The sequence below is a fragment of the Pantoea sp. X-Soil-YNGN-785 genome, from assembly GCF_059730585.1.
This window is the reverse complement of the sequence record NZ_AP035943.1, coordinates 516,940-541,118: the sequence shown is the minus strand read 5'-3', so window position 1 is coordinate 541,118 and position 24,179 is coordinate 516,940. Positions and strand designations below refer to the sequence as shown.

Below are 24,179 nucleotides of genomic sequence, written 5' to 3'. Positions count from 1 at the left end.
GGAGACTGCCGATGACCACACTCTGGCAAGCCAGTCAGCAGTTGCAGAGCGGTGATGCTTTGCCCGAAGCATTTACTGAATCCGCGTTGCAGGCCGCACAAAATCCTGAACAACAGGGCTCATTGGTGTTCACGCAACGCTATGCAGCTTCGGGCAGCGCGGCAAATGCTCGCTGGCAGGCGAAGCAGGCGTTAAGTGCCATTGATGGACTGCCTGTCAGCATTAAAGATCTGTTCGATGTCCAGGGAGAGGTGACCACGGCCGGTTCACGCTTACTGGCCGATGCGCCAGTGGCAGTTGCTAATGCCAGCGTCGTCGATAAGTTGCTGCTGGCAGGTGCCGCTATTGTCGGTAAAACCACTATGACGGAGTTCGCTTTTTCGGGCTTAGGCATCAATCCACATTACGGCACGCCAGTCAATCCGTGGCAGCGCGAGCAGCAGCGTATTCCCGGCGGATCATCCTCTGGCGCGGCCGTTGCGGTTGCTGAGGGCATGTGCCTTGGTGCCGTTGGCACCGATACCGGCGGTTCGGTACGAATCCCTGCTGCACTCTGTGGCCTGACTGGCTTCAAACCCACGGCAGAGCGCATCAACCAGAGAGGAACGTTACCGCTTTCGACCTCACTCGACAGCATCGGCGTGATCGCGGACGACGTGCGCAGCTGCTGGTTGCTGGATAGCATCATTGCCGATCGGCCGCTGGATTTACAGTTGCTGGATCTGCGTAACGCGCGCTTTGCCGTGCCGCAAACGCGCGTGCTGGATGGTCTGGATCAGCATGTGGCGCAGGCCTGGCAGCATGCCATCACACGTCTTAAGCAGGCGGGTGCGACAGTTATCGACATCACGTTGCCTGAGCTGAATGAGCTTAACAATATGAATGCGCGTGGCGGCATCACGGCTTATGAAGCCTGGCAATGGCATAAAAAAACCGTGCAGGCACAACCTGAAACTTACGATCCCCAGGTGCTGGCGCGCATCCAGCGCGGCAGCCTTCTCACCGGGCAGGATGCAGCTGAACTTTACCAGCAGCGTGCTGCCTGGCAACAACGCATCAACGCAGCGCTGAGTGATTTTGATGCGTTACTGATGCCAACTGTTCCGCTTGTCGCGCCCACTATCGCGTCACTCAATGATGCGCAGCGCTATATGGAGATTAACGCGATGATGCTGCGCAATCCCAGCATTATCAACATGCTGGACGGCTGTGCTCTCTCTTTGCCCTGCCACCGACCGGGTTCTGCTCCGGTTGGCCTGAGCCTTGCTTCGATTCATGGTGATGACGCCAGCCTGATCAGCTGGTCGCTTGCTGTGGAAACTGCCCTTAACCGGAGATCCTGATGATGACTAAACCCCACGGCATGCTGTATGTCGCCACCAACATTGGCGCTGAAGATGAGGCTGACTTTAACCAGTGGTATGACCATGAACACGTAGAGGAGCGGGTAGCCATTACGGGATTTTTGAGCGGTACACGCTATCAGGCAATAAACGCTGAGCGTAAATATCTCGGTTTATATGAAACCGATTCGCTGGAAGCCTTTACCAGCGCCGATTATCACGCCGCATTTACGCACCAGACGGCATGGTCGGTAGAGAATCTGCAAAAAATGGTGAATCCCATGCGCCGGGTGAGCGCAGTAGTGCACAAGCATGGCAAAGGCACGGGCAATCAGTTAGCTGTGTTGACGCTGCAAGCGATCAATGACAGCGCGCTAAGCGCCTGGCAGCAGCAAATAAGCCAGACGCCGGGCTACATCTCATCCAGCGTGCTGATGCCAGACAGCGTCCTGAGTTCGCCATTACCGAAAGAAAGCCAGGATCATCGGAAAATGCAGCCGATGCTGCTGATTCATTGCAGCGATGCACTGTGCTGCGATCGCCTGGCTGCTGCCGCGGCACAGGCATTTGCGGGAGATATACAGCGTTATGCCCTCAACTGGCGGTTAACAAAACAGGAGCTGACCCATGGCTGATACCGATTCTCTGCACCATGCGGCAGGCGCAGTGCGTACCAAATCGAAGACCGGGCGTCTGGCTGCTGCCAGTTCGATTGGCACCGCGCTCGAGTGGTACGACTTTACCGTTTACAACATCATGGCCGCGCTGGTGTTTAACCATGTCTTTTTCCCCAGCTTCGATCCGCTGGTCGGTACCATTCTGGCGTTTTCAACCTATGCGGTAGGCTATATTTCACGTCCGCTAGGGGGCTTCGTGTTCGGCCACCTTGGCGATGTCGCGGGGCGCAAAGCGGTGTTGATCATCACGCTGTTGATTATGGGCGTTACCACGGCGTTAATGGGCTTGCTGCCGGGCTATGCGGTCTGGGGCATCTGGAGCCCTGTTCTGTTAGTCGCACTGCGGTTTGTACAGGGCATCGCGCTGGGCGGCGAATGGGCAGGGGCCGTGTTGTTATCGATGGAGCATGGCGACGCGAACAAACGCGGGCGTAATGCCTCATTTGCGCAGGTTGGCCCATCCTGCGGCACGCTGATCGGTACTGGCTTTATTACGTTGGTTACAGTAATGATGAGCGCCGATCAGTTTCAGGCGTGGGGCTGGCGCATTCCTTTCCTGCTAAGCCTGGTACTGGTAATTTTTGGCCTGTGGCTGCGTCGCGGTGTGGAAGAGACGCCAACCTTTGTCGCCATGCAGGAACAAGAGAAAACCACGCACACGCCGTTAAAAGAGGTTTTCGTAAACTATCCGAAACAGTTATTCATTGCCGGTGGATCGCGTATCGGATCCGATGTGCTTTACGCGCTGGTGGTCGTTTTTACGCTGACCTACGTCACCACCGTGCTGCAATTACCGCGTCCGCTGGCATTAATGGCCACGATGCTAGGCGCAATAGTTAACGCGATCACGGTGCCGATGTTTGGCGCGCTTTCAGATAAGTGGGGGCGACGCCCGGTTTACATTACCGGTGCGCTGCTGGCGGTTGTCTGGTCTTTTCTGTTCTTTGTGTTGCTCGATAGCTCGCATCCGGTGCTGATCGTGCTGGCGGTGATTGGCGGTTTGCTGATCCACGCGATGATGTACGGACCGCAGGCAGCGTTTGTCACTGAGCAGTTCCCAGGTCATGTGCGTTACGCGGGTTCATCCCTGGCATACACCCTGGCGGGAATTGTCGGCGGTGGTTTTGCGCCCCTGATCATCACTACGTTATATAAAGAGACGGGCAGTACGCTGTGGGTTTCTTTGTACGTCAGTTTCGCGCTGGCGATTACGCTATTCGCTTTGTGGAAAGCTAAAGAGACGGCTCATCGTCAGGATTAAGGTTGTCATGGCGAAGGATTGCCATTATCTGTTCAGCCCAGCGAAGGTATCTCTATCTTCGAAAGGGAAACTGGAATTTCGCCTTTATTTTCATGCCTGAATTCAAGAGCGCATAAATATACCTTACGTTAAAACATGATTTTCATGTGTTTAATCACTTAATTATATGAACGACTGGTTGCTGCTTAGAAGTCTGCCGCTGGCACAGAGCGTACGGATGTCAGGCTATCAAATCACGGGACATCTGATTTCCTGAAAGGGAAAAGCACCTCGCTGAGATGACAGAACAACGCTGATGAGCTTACTCAATTTACAAAAGCAAACCACTTGCCCGAAGCATGCAATTCTTAACTTTTCTGAACACTGTCTATGCTTTCTCCCGCGCTGTTTTTTTAGCGTTGTCAATTACCCTACGTAAATAAACACCATGCGTCGTTTCTTCAGGAAGGCATCCCAAACATGCTCTTTTGAATGTCGGCTTCTGGCACAAAGCGTACATACGTGCTGCAAGGTCCGCTGTGAGCGAGAAGCGGACATTTGTTTTATACTGATAACATCAAGTGATTGTAATATGTTACGATAATAATCGGGTGTAAATATGTATAATTAGTTATTTTGAATATTGATTCACAGTTGGCATTTTTACTTATCGGTTAATAAAAGGATTTTATAATATGAATTTACAGCTAAATGAGAAGCTGGGTGTTTTGTTAAATGAAGTTTGTGATGATGAACCGGGTGTCGTTCTCATGGCCAGATTTGATGACGGCAATGAGTATTATCTGGGGCGCGGTAAGGCTGATGTAGAAAAAGGTATTGATGTTAGTAAAAAAACGGTGTTTAACATCGCCTCACTTTCAAAGCAATTCACTGCTTTTTGTATTCACTTATTAGAAAGCGAAGGTCGAATTTCTTTAAATGATACTATAAAAAAATTCATACCGGAGCTTCCTGACTATGCCAGCCTTATAAAAATCGACAATCTAATTCACCATACAAGTGGATTAAAAGATTATATCGACATAGCGGAAGAAAGAGGTATTTCACTATCTGGAAGCTTGTCTCCAACAGAAAGTTTGAAAGACGTCTGCGATTGCAGTAAGCCAGATTTTATCGCAGGGCATAAATTCGCTTACTCCAATACGAACTATTTCCTCCTTTCAATTATAATTGAAAGAGTTACAGGCAGAAAAATATCACAATTTGCGCGTGATATGATTTTCACACCCCTCAATATGAATGATACGTTTTATAACGAATCGTACCCTATCGAAATAGAAACAGCTAAAGGATATAGTCCTTCGGAGTTGACAGGATGTTATGAACATAATGAAAGCTTATGGACACAAACTGGCGATGGGGCTGTTTACTCTACACCAGAAGATTTGATGAAATGGGGTGGGAATTTCTCAAGTGTTAAATCAGGAAATAGCAAGATAATAGACATGATTTCTGATCCTTTCGATGAACTAATAGCTGATGTTAATTCTAGGGTTGCGAGTTATCAGGCTTATGGATCAGGTTTATTTGTTCAGCATGATTTTAAAGAAAAAAGCCTGTTGCACTCAGGAAGCTGGATAGGCTACGCTTCATTTTTCGTCAGACATGTTAATTCAAAGTTAACAGTAGTTGTGCTTTCAAATAGAGATGATTTTAACGCTGGGAAAGCCGCTTATCATGCATCAGAATTGCTACTCAATATAGACCTGAATGACTATGATTCTCAAAGTGACTTTGGATATTAATTAATTTTTTCTGAACACCGTCATAACGTCCGCTTCTGGCACCAAGCGGGCTGATACGTAGGTCAATGTCCGCTATGAGCGAAAAGCGGCCATGCCGCATCTCTTCCATGAGGCAGTGGATTTAGTTCCTGAGGCAACAGACTTGAGCGGTTATCTCTTATCGTGGGCAGACGCAAACCGTCATTGTTGTCACTCTTGTAACATAACAACAACTTTGCCCTTCGCATGTCCCCGGGCAAGATAGTCAAGAGCATCCTTTGTCGCTGCAAAGGGAAAAACCTTATCGATCACAGGGATGATGTGTTCCGCTTCTGTGAGTTTGCTTATTTGAGTTAATTGAGCGCCGTCAGGTCGAACGAAGAAAAATGAATAGGTCAGGCTTCGTTTTTTCGTAAGACTTATAATCTTACGACTCATCAGCCAGAACACAAAACGCAGTAAGAAGTTCAATCCCCGGGCCTGTGCGAACGCGGCATCTAACGGCCCGATGAGAGAAATGATCTTTCCGCCTGGTTTAAGAGTTTGAGTGGACTTTTCAATTGCATTCCCTCTCACAGTGCCCAGAACAATATCGTAGTCACTCAGTACATTTTCAAATTCCTGATTTTTATAGTCGACTACTTCATCTGCGCCAAGACGATTTACCCACTCGACGTTTACTGAACTTGTTGTTGTTCCTACCTTCGCACCAAGGAGCCTGGCCAGTTGGATCGCAAAGCTCCCAATTCCTCCGGACCCTGCCGGGATGAAAACCTTCTGTCCAGGCTGCAGATTCGCTCGCTCTGTGAACGCCTGCCAGGATGTGAGGCTCACCATCGGAAGTGAAGCTGCCTGCACAAAATCCAGATTTGCCGGTTTAAGAGCAGCCAGACTTTCAGGAACCACAACAAATTCGGCCAGAGAGCCCATTCCCGTATCGAAAATACTGGCAAAAATTGCGTCACCCGGGATAAAACGGGTCACACGAGCCCCCACTGCAACGACGACACCGGCCAAATCACTTCCCAGCGTCGCAGGGAGTTTAAAATGCAATACCGGCTTAAACATTCCGGTTGGGATCATGTTGTCAATGGGGTTAAGGCCAACAGCGTGTACCTTCACCAGGATTTCATCAGCACCGGGGGAAGGAAAATCCACGTTATCGAATCCCTGATCAGGGGATTTACCATAACGTTTAAACGTAAAGGCTTTCATCGTCCTGCTTTTCATTTGGTCTTTACCCTTTAATATTTGCCAGTAACATTTTTCACAGGGGGCTTGTTGCTGAGTAAAAAAGCGGTACCAAGGAACAGCTCGATTAATACGGCAAAAAGGATCTGCCCGCTAACGTGCCCTTCACGCCATTCAGCGATGCCCAGCACGGCTGAAATAAACGCTGTTGTGCTGATGCCCGCGGCCAGAGCATAACGGACCGGGGAAGGCTCGGCATTTCTGGCTAAGAAACACATCACGCTTATTCCTGCAAAAAATGCGGCCGAGCGGCGACAAATAACGTCAGTACCTGGCGTGGGCTCAATGCCCCATTGCGTTAAAAGCTGTTCCGGGAAAAACATCCATGCCGTGGCCAGGATGAAAAACAAAACCGCAGTCAGAACAGCCAGTTGAGAAAATTTCATTTTTTAACCTTTCGCATCCAGCTGAAGATTTTTACGCACGACCTTATCCAGGAATGAGGCAGGCGCGACCCTGAGGAGAAAATTCAATTTACCGGCCAGCGTTCCCGCCGTGTATCGCACTTTTGGATGTAAAGCCTGAGCGGCTTTAACCACAACTTCACCTACTATCTCAGGGCTTTCCGCTTCGGTCATGGCCTTGCTAAGCACTTTTGCCAACTTAGCCCGGATCAGGTCATACTCTTCAAGCTTGGCATCCGGCTCTATCGTATTGGCTTCAAACTGCGTTTTCATGTAAGCAGGTTCGATGACAGAAACCCGAATACCCTGCGTGCGTAATTCATGATCCAGTGCCCCCGTATACCCCTCGACCGCATACTTACTGGCAGCATAAAGTGCCACATACGGAAACGGAACGACCCCAAGTATCGAGCCGATGTTAATAATGCGCCCGCTGCCCTGGCGGCGCATGTGAGGGATCACCGCCCGAGTCAACCTGACGATGCCCAAAAAGTTGGTGTCGAACATAAGTCTTGCCTGTTCGACAGAACTTTCTTCCGCAGCGGCTGGTGCGATCCCAAAGCCTGCATTATTAACCAGACGATCGATTCGTCCCTCCAGACGAAGTAACTTCTCAATGGCGGCCCTGACAGAAGCGCCGTCTGTTACATCAAGCGTCAGCAAGGGAAACGGATGCGTTCCTTCCATGGAGCCACGCCGACTCGTGCCATATACCGTATACCCCGCTGCTAAAAATTTAATAGCCGACGCTTCGCCGATGCCTGAGGACGCACCGGTAACCAGTGCTACACGTTTTTTTGCCATACTGAATAAGGCCTCACGATGTGTTTGGGAATGCTCATCGCTGATGAGACGTCACGCTGTAATGCATGGGGATAGGGTTTGTTCTCAGCAGAACAGCCCAAAGGGCGTTCTGCTGAGCGTACCTGATTGACTAAAGTGCTTTATATCGTTCAGCAACTTCATCTTGTTTGATGTCAGAAAGCAGAGTTTGACGCGAGGTATCGAGAGTGTCCCAACGTTCAGCCATCTGTAGTGGTGGGATGGTGACAAGCTCACGGCGATCAAAGCCAACCAGTGCGGCATCCACTAACTCGCCAACTTTCATGAATTGTGCCGCGTTACTGATATCGATACCCGCACGGTCCCAAATTTCCGTGTAAGTGCCGGCAGGGAGCACAGCCTGAATATATATGCCTTTAGATGACAGCTCTACATTCATTCCCTGAGACAGGAAAAGAACAAAGGCTTTGGTTGCGCCGTACACTGTCATGGCAAATTCCGGGGCCAGGCCTACTACCGAACCAATGTTGACGATTGACCCTTCACCCGCCTGCACAAACCGCGGCGTCACGGCACTGGCAAGCCTTGTCAGGGCAGTGACGTTGAGTGCGATGAGACTTTCTATGGATTCAGGCGTTTGCTCTGCAAAACTACCTGACTGCGCGATACCCGCGTTATTGATAAGAATGCCAATCTGTGTGTCTTCACGCAGGCGAGCTTCAACCAGCGCTAGATCACTCGTTTTCGTGAGGTCGGCAGGCAGAACGTCGACAGAAATGTCATTTTCCTGTTGCAGACGCTCGGCCAGTATCTCTAACTTCGCTTTGTCACGTGCAACCAGAACAAGGTCGTGACCCCGGCGGGCAAACCGTTCTGCGTAGCCAGCACCAATACCCGTGGAGGCACCTGTAATGAGAACTGAAACTTTAGTCATGTCGATCTTCTTTTATGATGTGTGAACAGAATTCGCACTGCGCGATATAAGTAGAACCGTGACACCACAGATCTACTTGCTGCTCTCGGCAAGCGACGGATAATCGGTGTAGCCTTGGGCACCACCGCCATAGAGTGTTTCAGGATTGATTGGGACCAGAGGTGCGCCCGTCTTCAGCCTTTCGACCAGATCTGGATTGGAGATGAACGGGCGACCGAACGCGAACAGTTCGGCTTTGCCTTGCGCAAGTTGAGTGGACGCCAGCGCCAGGTCATAGCCATTGTTGCCGATCCAGGTGTTTTTAAAGCGCTGGCGTAGTGCGTCGTAATCGAACGGTGATACATCTCGCGGGCCGCCCGTAGCACCTTCAACCACATGGAGGTACACAATACCTAATGCATTGAGTTGTTCAGCGAGGTAGTCATATTGTGGCTGCGGATCACTGCACGAAATCGCATTAGCTGGTGAAACTGGTGAAATGCGTACGCCAGTGCGTTCTGCGCCAATCTCATCCTTTACTGCCGCCGTGACTTCCAGCAGCAAGCGCGCACGATTTTCGACAGAGCCGCCGTATTCATCATTACGCTGGTTTGCGCCATCTTTCAGGAATTGTTCCAGCAGATAACCATTTGCACCGTGGATCTCAACGCCGTCAAAGCCGGCGGCAATGGCATTGGCGGCAGCTTTTCTGAAATCGTCGATAATCCCCGGTATTTCCTGCAGCTCAAGCGCACGTGGTTCAGAGACGTCCGTAAAACCATTGTTCACAAAGGTCTTGGTCATGGCACGGATAGCGGACGGGGCGACGGGCGCAGCGCCGCCCGGTTGTAAATCGACATGCGAAATTCGTCCTACGTGCCATAACTGTACAAATATGCGCCCACCTTTTGCATGCACCGCATCCGTTACTTTGCGCCAGCCATCAATTTGAGCCTGTGTATAGATACCCGGCGTATCCTGATAGCCCTGCGCCTGGGCGGAGATCTGCGTGGCTTCAGTAATCAACAAGCCTGCTGTGGCGCGCTGGGCATAGTAGGTCGCCGCCAGTTCGCTGGGTACCAGACCGGCTCCGGCCCGGTTACGCGTCAGCGGTGCCATCACGATATGATTGGCAAGTGTTATTGGGCCGAGATCATAAGGTTGAAACAATATCGTCATGATTATTCTCTAGCTAAGTGGTAGGTAAAAGGTCAAATTAATGATGATGATCATAATCTATAAAGTCAAATGTTTTGATTATGATCATCATCAATGTATACTTAGCCCCTATTTTTGAGAGGTGTAGCAAAGCATGAAAGTGTCAAAAGAGCAGGTTCGGGAAAACCGGACACGCATTGTTGAAACGGCTTCAGAACTTTTTCGTGAACGCGGTTTTGACGGCGTAGGCGTTGCAGAACTGATGTCAGCGGCAGGGTTAACCCACGGCGGTTTCTACAAACACTTTGGCTCTAAGGCTGACCTGATGACGGAGTCAATGAACTGCGGTTTCACGCGTTCAGCAGAAAGCACGGCAGGTGTGGACCGGGAAAGATTTATTGAATACTACCTCTCCCGACCGCATCGCGATGATAGGGGCAAAGGCTGCGTGATGTCGGCACTGGGTGCCGATACAGCCCGGCAGTCTGAATCAATCAGGGAGACGTTTGCCGCCGGAATTGAACGTCAGTTGGCAGTTTTAGAAAATGAACATGAAACGCGCACAGACCTGATAGATACCATAGCGCATCTTGTCGGTGCCCTGGTGCTATCCCGAGCCTGCCCGGATAATTCCGCTCTTGCTGACGAAATTCTGGACGTGTGCCGCATGCGTCTCCTCCGTCAGGATGCCTGTGAGGATTGAACTGCCAACGTCTGCTTCTGGCACGAAGCGGACGTCGGCTCTGTCCCGGGTCTGGGATCTTCCGTAAGAGTGCGTTAGCCATACACAGAGATCATCAGGCAGTCATCTGATAAAAAACAGGATTCGGACTTCGAAACGCCCTGATTCTAAGAGCATCACATTTTCCGGCCCCTCGTTCTCTGATCCCACATCCCAGCTTTGCCATCAAACGGACAACCCAGGGACAAATCAGGACAAAATACGGCAAGCGTGTAGAACCCATCAACGCTCTCTGCTATTCATGACGTTAAATCACGTTTGTGAGAGAGAAAAGATGAACTTTTATCGCAGTAAAGCATTTACCGGCTCAAAAGCCTGGGATGCTCAACACATTGCCAGCTTCGACAATATCAGCGTGAAACTTCACTGGACCGATCAGCCCTATAAATGGCACATCAATGACGGACAGGAGGTTTTTGCTGTCATGGATGGGTGTGTTGAGATGCAATACAAAGAAAACGGTGAGATCAAAAGCAGGGAACTCAACACAAATGATATTTTCTATGCCAGCGAAGGGACAGAACATATTGCGCGTCCGCAAGGTGTCGCCCGCGTGCTGGTCATTGAAAAAGAGGGTTCCGTTTGATTAAGGTCTGCTCCGTTAGCCGGCAAAGCCGGATGTCAGTGTCCGCTTTGTCTATCAGGCGCCCTGTAGGCAAGATGTAAGCATCTGAGCAGATCAGACCTGCTATGTATCCCATTATGGCGAAAACGATGCCGGATTTACTGTAACGTCTCTGCCAGTAAGGCTGCCTGAACAGCAGGGCGCGTATTGATCGCTGCCCTGTAAGCCACCAGCGCAGACCAGCGATCGAGTTCAATATTGAAGTACTTGCACCAGCCCAGTACGGTAAAAAGGTAAGTATCGGCAACGCTGAATGACTCCCCCATCAGATACGTTTTATCCGTCAGCACCTCCTGCAGATAGTCGAATCGTTTAAAGAGCTTCTCACGAAAGATTGCCAGAACAGCGTCTGGAAGTGTCGTATTGAACAAGAGCGCGGACCCCGCGTGGATTTCGCTGCTGATGAAGTTAAGCCACTCCTGCAGCCGAACCCGCTCCCAGCTTCCTGCTGGTGGTGCCAGCCCGCTTTGTGGCATCAGATCGGCAAGATACTGCACAATCGCCGGCCCTTCAGTCAGTATCTGACCATCATCCAGCTCCAGCGCAGCGACATAGCCTTTAGGATTGATGAGGCGAAAATCGCGACCGTCAGCGGTGAGTTTGCTCCTGTTATTGACTCTGATCAGTTCAAACTCCAGTGCCAGCTCGCGCAGCACGATGTGAGGTGAAAGCGAGCAGGTAGACGGGGCGTAGTAAAGTTTCATCGGTTCTCCGTTAAGAATGAGTGCTGTTCCCCGACATACTATGTTTAACCTGAATGCTGCTGTAAAATTAATGATTCATAAGTCAACTATTAGCCGAGCTACTGATAAAGATGATGAATCTTGTGCACTGGCGCCTGATGGTGGCCGTGGCCGACGTCCGAAACATCTCACGTGCCGCTGAAGCGACAGGCATGACCCAGTCCGCTGCCAGCCAGGCGATTGCCCAGCTGGAGTCGTCACTCGGGTTCCCGGTGTTTGTGCGTGAGCGTCGGCACATCAGTGTCACCGCGCTGGGTGAACAGGTGATTGAACATGCGCGAACAATGCTGGTGCAGCTCAATGCGATCCGTGAGCTTGCTGATGAGAGTCGGGGGTTACAGGGCGGGCGTATCAGGCTTGCCAGCTTTCCCTCTGTGACCTCCACACTTCTGCCTGGCCTGTTGCGGAACGTCAGGCGTCTCTATCCGGGCATCGAGGTTGTGGTGCTTGAAGGAACAGACGAGGAAGTTGAGGAGTGGCTCGCAGCAGACACCGTTGAGCTGGGAGTGGTGATGAATCCCGCGCCCGGACGTGCAGATGTGATATTAGGCCGGGACGCATGGGTCGCGGTGATGCCAGTCAGCTACCCGCAGTCTGGCGCGAACGGGATAACATTGCAGGAACTGGCAGACCAGCCCTTTGTGCTGGCAACAGGCGGGTGCGTGGTGAATGGCAAAAGCCTGATCGAACAGGCGGGGCTCCAGCTCTCTGACGTGCGCATAAAAGTTCGCGACTGGATCAGCGCCTGCATGCTGGTACGTGAGAACATGGGTGTTGCGCTGGTTCCCGAATCAGCCCTGCCGGCAGAACGGCGCGGCCTGTCTGTCGTGCCGATAACCCCTGCGATACACCGCGAGTTCGGACTGGTTTGTTCGCTCTCCGGAAAGGCTTCTGATGTGACGCAGGCACTGCTGAAAGGTATGCGCAAAAGGCTGAGTAAGGAAGCGGCTTCGTGACCCGGCCGTAGAAGACCTAAACCTCAGAATCCGCGTATCTGGTCGAACAGCTGGTAAAGACGCGACTGATTCACAAGTGAAGCGCCTTGTTCGCCCAGCTTCTGCTCCAGCGGATTCAGGACATCGAACAACACACTGTAAATCTCTTCACGTTCCACGGTCTCGATCGCCTTCGAACGCCGGTCGATGAGATTAAAGGCTTCGGAGTAGGCGGTTACGGCGGCCGTCAACAGGGCTGCAACATCCATGTTGCTGGTAATATTCTGTGTCGCAGTCCGCAGGTTTTTGTAAGCCAGCGCCGCTTTTCGGGCATGCGTGGCCGAAATATGTTCGCGACCATCCCAGTCGCGTAACGGATTATGCAGGTTTTCAGTCAGCCACTCCGGCTTGCGGGCCTTACTCAACGAGAGGTCCAGCCCCAGCGTTGTCGCCTGCTTATAAGCGATTCTGACATAACTCACCAAATCAGACGGGACGCTGGTCATCCACAGGCTGGAGAGATTCGGCAACTGTCCGGGACGGGGAAAGTCGGCCGCGCTAAAGCCAAAAATGTTGGAGAGGGTCAGCATCTGCAACAGTGGCAGTGCAGCAATACTCTGCATTTGGCTGACCACGCCGGGGTTCCCCCAGAGACGCAACTCAGTCAGACAGGGAAAACGCTCCACTACAGGTGCCAGATCGATCGCTCTTACGCCCGTCAGTGACAACGCCCCGAGCCGATCCAGGCCCTGCAGTAACGGCAAACCCAGTGAACATTGCAGACAGAGGTTACGACCTTCCTGATGCGTCTCTACCTGTAAATCTGACGAGGGTGTTGCGGTGAGTGACAGCAGGGCGAGATCAGGATTCAGCCGCACATGGCTCACGCCTTTCGGGTTCAGAATCAGGCGCGACAGGCGGGTTGCCGCGACATCGATCGCGCTGACCACGGCGGACTGCCAGTGTAGTTCGTTGATAAAGGGATGCTGCCGGATATATGCCATCAGCCCGGGCGTGCTATGTGCGGTCTCAAGGGTCATCAGACAGGGCAGTCGATCCAGTTCAGAGAGATCAGTCAGGGTTTGCAGGATGCTGTCATTGACGCGGGTGGTGTTCTCACGACGTGTCTGACCACCGACGATGACGTTGCGTGTGCCAGAGACGACCTTAAACTGCGCACGCCGGACCGGGTCGATTTTCTCCCAGCTGCGCTGAAGCGCCAGACTGTCTCCCACGTCCCAGCCGAATTTATAGGTGCTGACGTCGTTGTCTGCCAGTGGCGGCAGGTTAGCAATCAGCACGTGCCCCGGTGGCACACTGGCGGGAACGTAACCCTGATCCAGGCTCTCTTTGAGAAAATAGTAGCTGCAGCGCAAAGGCTGCAGACGGCTGGCTTCGGTTTTGTCGGGCAGATGTTCGCCCGCCCAGTCGAGTTGCAGAATGGCTGCAAGGGCTTTGCCACTGGGATTAGCAGGCTAACAGACTGTGCCAGCCCGCCCCGGAATCTCATGGGGGCGGGCAGCCAGCTTACAGGCGGTTACTGGCCTCGACCAGTTCGTTATAGGACTTTAAAACGCGCATCGGTGAACCCGATACCATCCAGCCCGTATTACCGCTTCCTTTCAGCAGACTCTGCTCACCTGTGCTGTAAGGCGTTTTATCGCGGACCCGACGCATGCGATCTTTGCAGTCTTTCAGGAAGGTTCCTGCATTCTCCTGGAAGATGGACCAGGTTAATGGCTTGCCCGCTTCGCTGGCCGTTGCCTTTCCTGCCTCAGCCAGCAGCGCACTGTAAGCATCAATCGATTTTGTCATCTCCGCCACATCGGGCGCGGATGCGGTCAGCACGGTCGCCAGCTGTTTAGCCTGAGTGACTAATGCCAGGCGATAGTAGCGACTATGGCGGCCCTCAGACTTTTCAATTTCAACGAGCTGCGCAGCGGTGAGGGCATTGTTCTCTTTCTCAACTTCGGCACCGAACTGGTCGCTGGATTTCATAAAGCGGTCAAAGGCCTGCATGAGCGGCTGATGCATCTGCTTGCCTTTCGCGAAGCCATCATCCTTGTAATCGTCCTGACTGTAGTAGAGGTGTGCCTCTGAAACCAGCGGCTGCAGTGCCGTTAAATCCGCCAGATACTGTGTGGCTGCCTCATCCAGCGCCGGCATTTTTGGGCTGGCCTTTGATGCCTCATTGATAGCTTTAGTACATTTATCCAGTTCGTAAGGCGTGACATCCCCCAGCAGGTTGACGCTGCGCTCCTTGCCGGTGGGGCCCTTTTCAACATTCGCAATCCAGCTTACATAGCGCAGAGCACTGTCACGGACCGATCCATCGGTGGTGTTAAAACACGCCACATAGGCGTTCAGTTTAGTGGTGAGTTGCGCAGTTGTATCCTCTGCAACGACCTGCGGCTGGCTCTGCGGAGCCGGTTTTGCATCCGCTTTATCACTGTTGTCGCATGCGGCCAGTGGCAGTACGAGGGCGGTTACCAGCATCCCGGGTAATATGACCCTGCTTGCTCTTTTAAACACAATAGCTCCTTTATTTGTTGAGTCAGAAATACAAATTCTGAATAGATGATGCGCTGTGCGTCAGGCGCTTTGCGCCGCTGCCGCTGCTTCTTCTTTCAGTAATGCCCGGACCGTCTGATGACGATGCCAGTACAGGCCGAGGATATTCTTGAAGGCTTCAATCTCCTTCTTCAGGCCCGGCAAGGGAATCTCACTGCGCTTTTTGCCCTTAGTGTTCGGCTGCTCATGCTGCACGTAGAGCTTATCCCGGCCGAAATTACGAATGACGTTGATGTTTTTAACGTTATCCCAATCCAGCAGTTCGCCGGTTTTCGGCGACACGATGCCCTGCCAGGTGATGACAATCTGCGAGCCATCTTTCAGCGTGTAAGGCACATTGGGGAAATGCTTCAGTACCAGCGCGGTTTCCATCTCTCCTTCAGGCTGATAGCGCCAGGCCAGGCTCTCCTCATGCACCGAGGAGAAGTCGCGTTCATATTTCTGCCACAGCTGCTGTTCGATCTCATTGGCAACCGGCATCAGATCGACCCAGCTCTCGTCCGGGAAATCGGCGGCGACCATGGCATAGTCGGCTTCGTCGATGTTGTAGCCGACGTTGCGCATCCTTTCTGCCAGCGGAGGGTGGGAATCAAACGGATGCGGCACATTCTGTTCGCGGACAATGCTGATAAAGTCTGGAGTGGCGACATGCGCTGGCAGACCGGCAGCGATAGCTTTGCTGATGCCCAGTTCGTTTTCGTGCAGCGTCCGGTCATTAAAGAAGTTACGTTCAACTTCGCTGCGGTAGCTTGCATAGGCCGACACTTTGAGCAGCGATTCGATAATCGCGGCCGGGGAGACCAGGGTTGAGGCATTACGGTCCGCCACAAACTCACGTTCACGGCTGTTGCGCTGCCACGCCAGCTCAAACAGCATGCGATAGAGATAGAGCGGGTAGTAGACTATCAGCGTAGCCAGGTTCTGACCCATCAGCTGCATATAGAGGTCAAAGCGATGTAGCTTCGGTCCCAGCAGTGCGCCAGAGGCGGTGTCGCCTTCGTGAAGGTGTGTCAGCTCATGAACCATCACACCATCCGCCTGCGCCACGGTGAGCTGACGCAGCAGTGGAATACTGACATAGAGCTTTCTACCGCTGAGCGGGTGTCCGTTTACACTCAGTGGGGCTTCCGTCACGTAGAAGTTGGTGTCGATGCCCGCAACGATATGATCGGGTGGTGTGGTGCCGACTCTGGCGGCCAGCATATCAATCTGTGACCAGAGTGCCGGAGCGGCTTCGCGGGTCACGACTTCGCCTTCAATACTCTCTTCCGGCGGAAGTTTTTTGAAGATGCCTTTGATCATGTAATACATGCCGGCCAGCACCAGCAGGCCGACCGCCATCACCAGCTTTGGATAGTAGGTTTGCGTGAAGAAAGCAGTACCCCAGAACGACAGCCAGACCAGCATGGCGCCCTGAACTATGACTTCCAGAGAACAGGCCAGCATCAGGAATTTACGGGCCAGCGCCAGACTGATGACCTGTCCCCGGCGGCTTTTAAAGGCCAGCGCGCTGAACAGCAATACCATCAGCAGGACGACCCCGCTGCTGATCAAGGTCCAGATGGCCACTTTATCCATCATATAAAACTGCCACAGCTCAGATTGCGGTGCGCAGACGGCGTTTTTGTAATCCTGCAGATTTTCATCGACCGGACCACAGACGCTGGACGGTGGATTCTGCTGCAAAAATGCCTGCAGTTTGCCGGTATTCTGCTGTTGCTCCTGCGCATCGTTCATGAATAACTGGGTGTACTGCTGGTCAAGTTGCGAGTTGCCATATTCAGCAAAAACCAGGGTGATCACGGGGACCAGAAACAGTGTGAACAGCAGCCAGAGAAATACCTTGAGATAACCCTTTTTCAATTCCGTTAATGATTTCAAAATAACAACATCCTATATGTCAGTGAAAGGGGAAGCTGCTTTTTAAGGAAATTCTGAAAAGAATGCCCTTGACCCGGCTACACTTTGCAGGACATGTTTGCGAGCTTCAGCGATATGATAATTAATGCAAAGTGCTCTAAGCCAGTCAGCACCTGTTCATAAAAGCGCAGAAAAATATTTCATGGGCTTGTCAGGTTGCCAGCAGATTATTATCCTGACGGCACCCTGTTGTTCTGCCGCGACAGTAATAATTTGAGTTAATATTCATTATTTATTTCGGTCAGCCTCCACCATGAAGTTAAAAAAGCTGCCTGTCTGCTGACGCTACACCAGATTTACTATTTTGCCAATTGCGCTGAAAAAATTACCAGCGCATCCCCTTAAAGGGATTCCAGCCGTTATCGTCTTTTCTCTCTTTCAGGTAGTAACTGTAATTCGTGCTCATGCCGTACAGGGCATTAAATCCATAACCCAGACCGACCTGGAGATACCGTGGGAATTCTATGCCCGCAATCGCTAAGCCGATGATTAATACAGTATAAACAGCCACCATAATTAAAATCAGCGAGATGTTTTTCTTCCACAGGCCGAGTACAAACAGATAAATCGGGCCGAACAGGAAGGCAATTAAATTCATGTTCACTCTCAATTTTTGCCTGAAAGGAAGTTGTTTTAATGCCTGTCTGAAAGCGGGTGTACTGGGAGCACCATAACGGTCAAAAAAATCAAAGCGGGCCTGCCACTTCGCACTGTACGCTTTAGCAGTATTGATGTTTTCAATATTTTCAATCGGTTGTTTCATGTTTTCCTCACTACCCTGTGCAAAAATCTGGCGACCCCGAGCCTATTACAGGCGGATGACAGCAATTAAATTACTGCTCAATGCCCGCCGGAGCCGCAGAGACGAATTTTAAAAACAGTCATGCTAGCGTCGCAATTCATTCGCGCCGATATAATATCGTTACGAAACAAATAGCCCCGCCGCACCCTGGGGGCAATATTAGCGTGCTAAGTACGTAATTCAGGATAAGCAAATCATTGGGAAATAACCCTGGCAGCTCCAGGTGTTTTATTATGAAGCTGGCATGGCAGCCCGATTGGAACAAAGCCAATATTAACACCAAAGAAAATATCGCCACAATGATAAAAATATGTTAATTTTCAGAAAATCATTCCTCGTTCCTCACCCATTTAAAGGATATAAAGATGATCGCATGGAGCGGAGTCGGATTTTTTGTCGCATTATTAATTTGTGCCGCCTATCTGCTGTGTAAATGGGTGCTGGATTTTTATTACTACGACGGTTTCTTCCTGGCGCATTTATGGGCGACAGGCGCGACGCTCATCGTTGCCGCTCTTTTTTGTGCGGTTTTCGTCTGGGCGCTCCGGCAGGAAAAATGGCTGGACTCCATCGCTACGGCGACGAAAAGCGAGCCGATGATGGCCCCTGAAAAAACCCACAACTTCTTTTTTATCCCCGTTCTCTACTGGCCGATTATTCTGTTACTGCTCGGCTCAGGGATCTGTATTTACGACCTGACCCGATAACGCCTCTGCCTCACCGACACCCGATGTGGTGTCTGTGAAATGGAAATATCCACTACACGAAGGAGTTCACGGTGAAATTACGTCAATCATTAAACATTATGGCTGCAGTCTGCCTGACTGCTGCTCTTGGCAGCGCTCCGATGATTGCATCGGCAGCCGAAGCGAAAACAGCACAAGCCGCAAATCCGCAGACTCAGACGCTCTCTCTGCTGGATGGCAAACAGACTTTCACTCTGCAGGGCTATGAAAAGCAGCCTGTTCCGGGCGGCGGACCAGGTACTATGTATGTGAACAAGCAGGAAAAACGTGTGTTGATTGTTGGCGAAGAAGAGATCCCGGTGATTGCCCGTGGTGCCAGTGACGCTGATTTTCTCAACGGCATGAAGTCGATCAAAGACAAGCAGAAGCAGGCTTCACCTTCTTACACGGTGATTAGTGAGAAGACCGAAAACGCCAATGGTCTGCCGGTCTATCATATTGAAGCTACTGACAAGATGGGTGGCAACGATGTGCAGCAGGCTACTCTGCTGGCGGTCGCCAACAAGAAATTCACCGTTATCCAGGTGATTTCAAATCATAAAGACAAGGCTGGTCACCTGAAAGCAGTTAAAAATATTCTCGGTAAATAAGCCGGGTTAGCTGTGTGAATAAGTTATTCGTTGCTGTCAGATTCAGCCTTATTTAAGTTTGTCAGCAGTGTGAGGCCGTTTCCGGCCTCTTGTTAAATTCCTCCAGACACTCACTTCAGGCCGCGCGCACCTGCGGCATCGCAATATCTGCGCTGATACGTGCGCCGTCGGCGTCAAACACCATGCAGTGATGCGGATGGAAGCTGGGCCGCAGCGTCTGATAAGGGCGGAAATGCACATCGCCCGGCAGCAGCATCTTAAAGCCGTCGTGGCCGTGGCTCTGTCCAAACAGATACGTATTGTTGCCGAGCCGTTCGACGACCTCGCAGTGGAAGTCGATATTCAGAGGCGCATCGCCGTTGATCTGCAACTGTTCCGGTCGGATACCCAGGGTGATCTCATCTCCTGGCTGCAGCTGGCGGATGGGTGAGGGGAGTTGCAGCCGGTGTTCGCCGTCATTGATCAGGGCGACCAGCCCGCCAGGGCTACACTGCTCCACGCACGCGGGCAGGAAGTTCATCTTCGGGGAGCCGATAAAGCCCGCGACAAATCGGTTGATTGGATTGTAATAGAGTTCCATCGGCGAACCGACCTGTTCCACCTTGCCGTAGTTCATCACCACAATCTTGTCGGCCAGCGTCATCGCTTCCGTCTGATCGTGCGTCACATAAACCATGGTGGTTTTCAGCTCCTGATGAAGCTTAGCGATGTGCAGACGCATATCGACGCGCAACTCTGCATCCAGGTTCGACAATGGCTCATCAAACATAAATACCCGGGGATTACGCACGATGGCGCGACCAATGGCGACACGCTGACGCTGTCCGCCGGAAAGCTGTTTAGGTTTGCGATCCAGCAACTGTCCCAGCTGCAGCGTCTTCGCCACCATCTCCACCTGATGCTGAATCTGCGCCTTGGGCAGCCCATTCACTTTCAGGCCGTAGCCGATATTCTCCGCCACCGTCATATGGGGATAGAGTGCATAACTCTGGAACACCATCGCCACGCCCCGGTGCGAAGGTGCCACATCATTCATCACCTCATCGGCAATCAGAATCTCACCGTCACTGATCTCTTCCAGCCCGGCAATCAGCCGCAATAGCGTGGATTTTCCGCAGCCTGATGGACCGACGAATACTGCAAACTCACCAGCTTCAATATCAAGTGCGATATTTTTCAGCGTTTCTGTTTTACCAAAGCGTTTGGTGACATTTCTCAATCTGATGCTGGACATGCTGAACCTCATGGCAAGGAGTTTGGTGGCTGAAATGTACGACGTATAACAGTTGGCCATTTTCCACGTCAGCCCTGATGGTGCCTGCGTTGACTATAACGTTCCGTCAGGGCACACCCTATCGCTGTTTTTGATTTCTGTAATACCGATCACACATTGGTGCGAACGGGCTGGAGCACGTTACGCATTCCGCGTAGCGTATGGCGAAAATGCGATACGTTATTCACGTTTTATATGACCGATGAACCCTGTTCAGCATGTGTCTGAAAAAAGAACAACAGCAAATGACAGTTAAAATGTCATACCTTCACACGAGGCCGGTAATGAAAATCAAAATCAGCGTTACGCTACTTCTGTCAGCCATGATGCTTAATCAATCCGTCTGGGCCGCTCAGCAACTCACCGTCTGGGAAGACATTAAAAAATTGGACGGCATCAAAACGGCGATCGCCGATTTTCAGAAACAGTACGGCGTTGAAGTGAAAGTGCAGGAGATGCCCTTTGCGCAGCAGATTGAGAAGCTGCGCCTGGATGGTCCGGCAGGTATCGGCCCGGATGTGCTGGTGATCCCCAACGACCAGCTCGGCAGTGCGGTGGTGCAGGGCTTGCTGGCTCCGCTGAAAATCGATGCGTCAGAGCAGAGCGCTTATACGCCTTCGGCGATGGCCGCGTTCACACAGAATAACGTGGTCTACGGGGTGCCTAAGGCAGTTGAAACCCTGGTGCTGATCTACAACAAAGATCTGCTGCCCGCGCCGCTGAAAACCCTGGATGAGTATCGCGCGTTCTCGCAGAAGCAGCGCGAGGCAAAACAGTATGGCCTGCTGGCGAAGTTCGACCAGATTTACTACAGCTGGGGCGTGATGGCACCAATGGGATCTTACATTTTTGGTAAAGACGCAAAAGGCGGGATTAACACTCAGGATATCGGGCTGAACACCCCAGGCAGCGTGGAGGCGGTGACATACCTTAAGCGCTTCTTCAGCGAAGGATTGCTGCCTGGCGGCATCATGGGCGACAACGGCCTTAACGCTATCGACTCGCTGTTTACCGAGAAAAAAGCGGCGGCGGTGATCAACGGGCCGTGGGCGTTCCAGCCTTATCAGGCGGCCGGGATCAACTACGGCGTAGCGCCCCTGCCGCTGCTGCCAAACGGCAAGCCGATGAGCTCCTTCCTGGGCGTTAAAGGCTATGTGGTATCGACCTGGAGCAAAGATCAGGCGCTGGCACAGAAGTTCCTTACCTTTATCAACCAGCCGCAGTACGTGAAAGCGCGTTATCAGAAAACTCAGGAGATCCCACCGGTTACTGCGCTGATGAACGATCCGATTATCAAAGATGATGAGAAAGCCAACGCGGTCGCGGTGCAGGCGGCGCGAGCCTCAGCCATGCCGGGTGTGCCAGAGATGCAGGAAGTGTGGGGTCCGGCCAATGCGGCGCTGGAGCTGAGCGTTTCCGGCAAGCAGGAGCCAAAAGCGGCGCTGGATAACGCGGTGAAACAGATCACCATGCAGATTGAAGCGATGCAGGCCAGCAACCAGTAATGCCGGTTCACGGGATAACCGTACAGGATAAGGATCAGAGTGTGGCTATATCTTCCGATGAACATCTGGTGACCGCTAAGCGTCCGCGTCGTCATGCGACGACCGGTGCGCTGCTGGCACTGCTGCCTGGCTTCGGCCAGTTTTATCACCGCCAGTGGGCGAAAGGCCTGTGCTTTCTGATTCTGCTCAGCAGTTTTACCGGCATCTTCCACGATTTTCTGCGTGTAGGATTCTGGGGGCTATACACGCTGGGTGAATCGGTGCCGCGCGATAATTCCATTTTCCTGCTGGCGGAGGGAATTATCAGCGTGCTGATCGCCGCCTTCGGTGTGGCGGTCTGGGGATTGTCGGTGCGCGATGCCTGGGTCAATGGCGTTAAGCGCGACAGGGGGCTACCGCTTAACAGCGTGCGCCAGCAGTATCAGCTGCTGCTGCGCGACGGCTTCCCCTACCTGATGATTTCGCCAGGCTTTATTCTGCTGGTTTTCGTGGTGGTGTTTCCGATTCTGTTTGGTTTTGCCATCGCCTTCACCAACTACAACCTCTATCACACGCCGCCGGCGAAACTGGTGGACTGGGTAGGATTCAAAAACTTTATCAACATTTTCACGCTGTCGATCTGGCGCTCCACCTTCTTCGATGTGCTGCAGTGGACGGTGGTCTGGACGCTGCTGGCGACCACGCTGCAGTGCACTGTCGGCGTGATGCTGGCGATTCTGGTCAATCAGAAAGACCTGCGCTTTAAACCGCTGATCCGCACCATCTTTATCCTGCCGTGGGCGGTGCCGGGTTTTGTCACAATTCTGGTGTTTGCCGGGATGTTCAACGACAGCTTTGGGGTGATCAACAACGCGATTCTCGACTTCTTTGGCATTGCACCGAAAGCCTGGATGACCGATCCGTTCTGGACCAAAACCGCGCTGATTATGATGCAGACCTGGCTCGGCTTCCCGTTTGTCTTTGCGATGACCACCGGGGTGCTGCAGGCGATCCCGGACGACCTCTATGAGGCGGCAATCATGGATGGCGCCAGCGCCTGGACGCGGCTGAAAACCATCACGCTGCCGCTGGTGCTCTACGCCATTGCGCCGATCATTATCACGCAATACACCTTCAACTTTAACAATTTCAACATCATTTATCTGTTTAACAACGGCGGTCCGGCGGTGGCGGGATCGAATGCCGGAGGCACGGATATCCTGGTGTCATGGATCTACAAGCTCACCATGTCGTCGTCGCAATATGCTATCGCCGCCACGATCACCATTCTGCTGTCGATTTTCGTGGTAGGTCTGGCGCTGTGGCAGTTCCGCGCGACCCGGTCGTTTAAACAAGATGAGATGGCGTAAGGGAGCAGTTATGGCGAAGTCCGGCAGTATTAAACGCGAAAGGTGGATACGCCTGTCGCTGACCTGGCTGGTGGTGCTGGCCGTCTCGACCATCATCATTTATCCGCTGGTCTGGACGGTAGGGGCATCACTGAATGCGGGCAACAGTCTGCTCAGCAGTTCGATCATTCCGGAGAATGCGTCGCTACAGCATTATCGCGACCTGTTCAACGGCACGGTGCCTTACCTGACCTGGTACTGGAATTCGATGAAAATCAGTTTCCTGACCATGGTGCTGACGTTAATCAGCGTCAGCTGTACCGCCTATGCCTTTTCCCGCTTTCGGTTTAAGGGACGGCAGAACGGACTGATGCTGTTTCTGCTGCTGCAGATGATCCCGCAGTTTTCAGCGCTGATCGCGATCTTCGTCCTGTCGCAGCTGCTGGGATTAATCAACAGCCACCTGGCGCTGGTGCTGATCTATGTCGGCGGGATGATCCCGATGAACACCTATCTGATGAAGGGCTATCTCGATTCGATTCCCAAAGATCTGGATGAGTCAGCGCGCATGGATGGCGCGGGCAATTTCCGCATCTTTGTTGAGATCATCATGCCGCTGTCGAAGCCGATTCTGGCAGTCGTTGCGCTGTTCTCGTTTACGGGGCCGCTGGGCGATTTCATTCTCTCCAGCACCATTTTGCGCACGCCGGAACAGTTCACGCTGCCGATTGGCCTCTACAACCTGGTGTCGCAAAAAATGGGTGCCAGTTACACCACCTATGCGGCCGGAGCCGTGCTGATCGCTGTGCCGGTAGCCGTGTTCTATCTGGCGCTGCAGAAATACTTCGTCTCCGGCCTGGCCTCAGGCAGTACTAAAGGATAAAT

The 24,179-nt window shown here is 52.2% G+C and carries 23 protein-coding genes; 12 read left to right on the top strand and 11 right to left on the bottom strand.

Annotated elements, in window-relative coordinates; genetic code table 11:
- The first annotated feature begins 11 nt into the window (after positions 1-11).
- The 4 genes from AC6I8E_RS21165 to AC6I8E_RS21150 all read left to right on the top strand — a co-directional run bounded on the left by AC6I8E_RS21165 (position 12) and on the right by AC6I8E_RS21150 (position 5,026).
- Positions 12-1,343: an amidase gene (locus AC6I8E_RS21165; RefSeq protein ID WP_497824794.1), complete on the top strand. Its 1,332-nt coding sequence runs from the start codon at positions 12-14 to the stop codon at positions 1,341-1,343.
- Positions 1,343-1,978 (top strand): hypothetical protein, encoded by a 636-nt coding sequence (locus AC6I8E_RS21160; RefSeq protein WP_497824793.1) that lies wholly within the window; start codon positions 1,343-1,345, stop codon positions 1,976-1,978. Before AC6I8E_RS21165 ends, AC6I8E_RS21160 begins: the two co-directional genes overlap by 1 nt.
- The gene (locus tag AC6I8E_RS21155; RefSeq protein WP_497824792.1) at positions 1,971-3,281 is read left to right on the top strand and encodes an MFS transporter; all 1,311 of its coding nucleotides are present in this window, start codon (positions 1,971-1,973) and stop codon (positions 3,279-3,281) included. The genes AC6I8E_RS21160 and AC6I8E_RS21155 overlap by 8 nt, the downstream gene beginning before the upstream one ends.
- A 674-nt stretch (positions 3,282-3,955) precedes the next feature.
- Complete coding sequence (locus AC6I8E_RS21150) at positions 3,956-5,026, top strand: serine hydrolase domain-containing protein (RefSeq protein WP_370422812.1); 1,071 nt, start codon at positions 3,956-3,958, stop codon at positions 5,024-5,026.
- 189 nt (positions 5,027-5,215) lie between these two features.
- Here AC6I8E_RS21150 and AC6I8E_RS21145 read toward each other — a convergent pair whose 3' ends face one another.
- The 5 genes from AC6I8E_RS21145 to AC6I8E_RS21125 all read right to left on the bottom strand — a co-directional run bounded on the left by AC6I8E_RS21145 (position 5,216) and on the right by AC6I8E_RS21125 (position 9,535).
- Positions 5,216-6,235 carry an NADP-dependent oxidoreductase gene (locus AC6I8E_RS21145; RefSeq protein ID WP_313677520.1) on the bottom strand — a complete coding sequence of 340 codons (1,020 nt, stop codon included), beginning with the start codon at positions 6,233-6,235 and terminating at the stop codon, positions 5,216-5,218.
- A gap of 14 nt (positions 6,236-6,249) precedes the next feature.
- A complete protein-coding gene (locus AC6I8E_RS21140; protein ID WP_313677522.1) occupies positions 6,250-6,642 on the bottom strand; it encodes a hypothetical protein in 393 nt (130 codons plus the stop codon).
- A 3-nt stretch (positions 6,643-6,645) separates the two neighbouring features.
- Complete coding sequence (locus tag AC6I8E_RS21135; protein ID WP_497824791.1) at positions 6,646-7,464, bottom strand: oxidoreductase; 819 nt, start codon at positions 7,462-7,464, stop codon at positions 6,646-6,648.
- Positions 7,465-7,594: 130 nt separating this feature from the next.
- Positions 7,595-8,377, bottom strand: coding sequence for an SDR family NAD(P)-dependent oxidoreductase (locus AC6I8E_RS21130; RefSeq protein WP_497824790.1), 783 nt, complete (start codon positions 8,375-8,377; stop codon positions 7,595-7,597).
- A gap of 72 nt (positions 8,378-8,449) precedes the next feature.
- A complete protein-coding gene (locus AC6I8E_RS21125) occupies positions 8,450-9,535 on the bottom strand; it encodes an alkene reductase (protein ID WP_147788948.1) in 1,086 nt (361 codons plus the stop codon).
- Between the two features lie 133 nt (positions 9,536-9,668).
- On the opposite strand from AC6I8E_RS21125, the gene AC6I8E_RS21120 reads away from it, so the two are divergent.
- Both AC6I8E_RS21120 and AC6I8E_RS21115 read left to right on the top strand, forming a co-directional pair.
- Positions 9,669-10,217 (top strand): TetR/AcrR family transcriptional regulator, encoded by a 549-nt coding sequence (locus AC6I8E_RS21120; protein ID WP_497824789.1) that lies wholly within the window; start codon positions 9,669-9,671, stop codon positions 10,215-10,217.
- Between the two features lie 313 nt (positions 10,218-10,530).
- Entirely contained in the window at positions 10,531-10,842 is a 312-nt protein-coding gene (locus AC6I8E_RS21115; protein WP_497824788.1) for a cupin domain-containing protein, read from the top strand.
- 137 nt (positions 10,843-10,979) lie between these two features.
- Here the strand turns inward: AC6I8E_RS21115 and gstA are convergent, their stop codons facing one another.
- Positions 10,980-11,585 carry a glutathione transferase GstA gene (gstA, locus tag AC6I8E_RS21110; RefSeq protein ID WP_147788946.1) on the bottom strand — a complete coding sequence of 202 codons (606 nt, stop codon included), beginning with the start codon at positions 11,583-11,585 and terminating at the stop codon, positions 10,980-10,982.
- 110 nt (positions 11,586-11,695) lie between these two features.
- On the opposite strand from gstA, the gene AC6I8E_RS21105 reads away from it, so the two are divergent.
- Positions 11,696-12,580, top strand: coding sequence for a LysR substrate-binding domain-containing protein (locus tag AC6I8E_RS21105; RefSeq protein WP_187266188.1), 885 nt, complete (start codon positions 11,696-11,698; stop codon positions 12,578-12,580).
- Positions 12,581-12,603: 23 nt separating this feature from the next.
- Here the strand turns inward: AC6I8E_RS21105 and AC6I8E_RS21100 are convergent, their stop codons facing one another.
- The 4 genes from AC6I8E_RS21100 to AC6I8E_RS21085 form a co-directional block, all read right to left on the bottom strand.
- Positions 12,604-13,935 (bottom strand): hypothetical protein, encoded by a 1,332-nt coding sequence (locus tag AC6I8E_RS21100; protein WP_497824787.1) that lies wholly within the window; start codon positions 13,933-13,935, stop codon positions 12,604-12,606.
- A gap of 151 nt (positions 13,936-14,086) precedes the next feature.
- A complete protein-coding gene (locus tag AC6I8E_RS21095) occupies positions 14,087-15,091 on the bottom strand; it encodes a YiiG family protein (RefSeq protein ID WP_497824786.1) in 1,005 nt (334 codons plus the stop codon).
- 60 nt (positions 15,092-15,151) lie between these two features.
- The gene (locus tag AC6I8E_RS21090) at positions 15,152-17,011 is read right to left on the bottom strand and encodes a M48 family metallopeptidase (protein ID WP_497824785.1); all 1,860 of its coding nucleotides are present in this window, start codon (positions 17,009-17,011) and stop codon (positions 15,152-15,154) included.
- 364 nt (positions 17,012-17,375) lie between these two features.
- Positions 17,376-17,813, bottom strand: coding sequence for a DUF2628 domain-containing protein (locus AC6I8E_RS21085; RefSeq protein WP_051926572.1), 438 nt, complete (start codon positions 17,811-17,813; stop codon positions 17,376-17,378).
- Between the two features lie 404 nt (positions 17,814-18,217).
- Between AC6I8E_RS21085 and AC6I8E_RS21080 the strand changes: the two genes are divergently transcribed.
- Positions 18,218-18,559 carry a hypothetical protein gene (locus tag AC6I8E_RS21080; protein WP_013196080.1) on the top strand — a complete coding sequence of 114 codons (342 nt, stop codon included), beginning with the start codon at positions 18,218-18,220 and terminating at the stop codon, positions 18,557-18,559.
- A gap of 71 nt (positions 18,560-18,630) precedes the next feature.
- Positions 18,631-19,188 (top strand): hypothetical protein, encoded by a 558-nt coding sequence (locus AC6I8E_RS21075; protein WP_497824784.1) that lies wholly within the window; start codon positions 18,631-18,633, stop codon positions 19,186-19,188.
- Between the two features lie 115 nt (positions 19,189-19,303).
- Here the strand turns inward: AC6I8E_RS21075 and AC6I8E_RS21070 are convergent, their stop codons facing one another.
- Positions 19,304-20,422, bottom strand: coding sequence for an ABC transporter ATP-binding protein (locus AC6I8E_RS21070; RefSeq protein ID WP_497824783.1), 1,119 nt, complete (start codon positions 20,420-20,422; stop codon positions 19,304-19,306).
- A 323-nt stretch (positions 20,423-20,745) separates the two neighbouring features.
- Between AC6I8E_RS21070 and AC6I8E_RS21065 the strand changes: the two genes are divergently transcribed.
- Genes AC6I8E_RS21065 through AC6I8E_RS21055 form a run of 3 tightly spaced genes read left to right on the top strand, consistent with a single transcriptional unit; the run spans position 20,746 to position 24,177 of the window.
- Positions 20,746-21,966 (top strand): extracellular solute-binding protein, encoded by a 1,221-nt coding sequence (locus tag AC6I8E_RS21065; RefSeq protein WP_497824782.1) that lies wholly within the window; start codon positions 20,746-20,748, stop codon positions 21,964-21,966.
- Entirely contained in the window at positions 21,966-23,315 is a 1,350-nt protein-coding gene (locus AC6I8E_RS21060; protein WP_370425539.1) for a carbohydrate ABC transporter permease, read from the top strand. Before AC6I8E_RS21065 ends, AC6I8E_RS21060 begins: the two co-directional genes overlap by 1 nt.
- 10 nt (positions 23,316-23,325) lie before the next feature.
- Positions 23,326-24,177 (top strand): sugar ABC transporter permease, encoded by an 852-nt coding sequence (locus AC6I8E_RS21055; RefSeq protein ID WP_013196085.1) that lies wholly within the window; start codon positions 23,326-23,328, stop codon positions 24,175-24,177.
- Positions 24,178-24,179 lie beyond the last annotated feature (2 nt).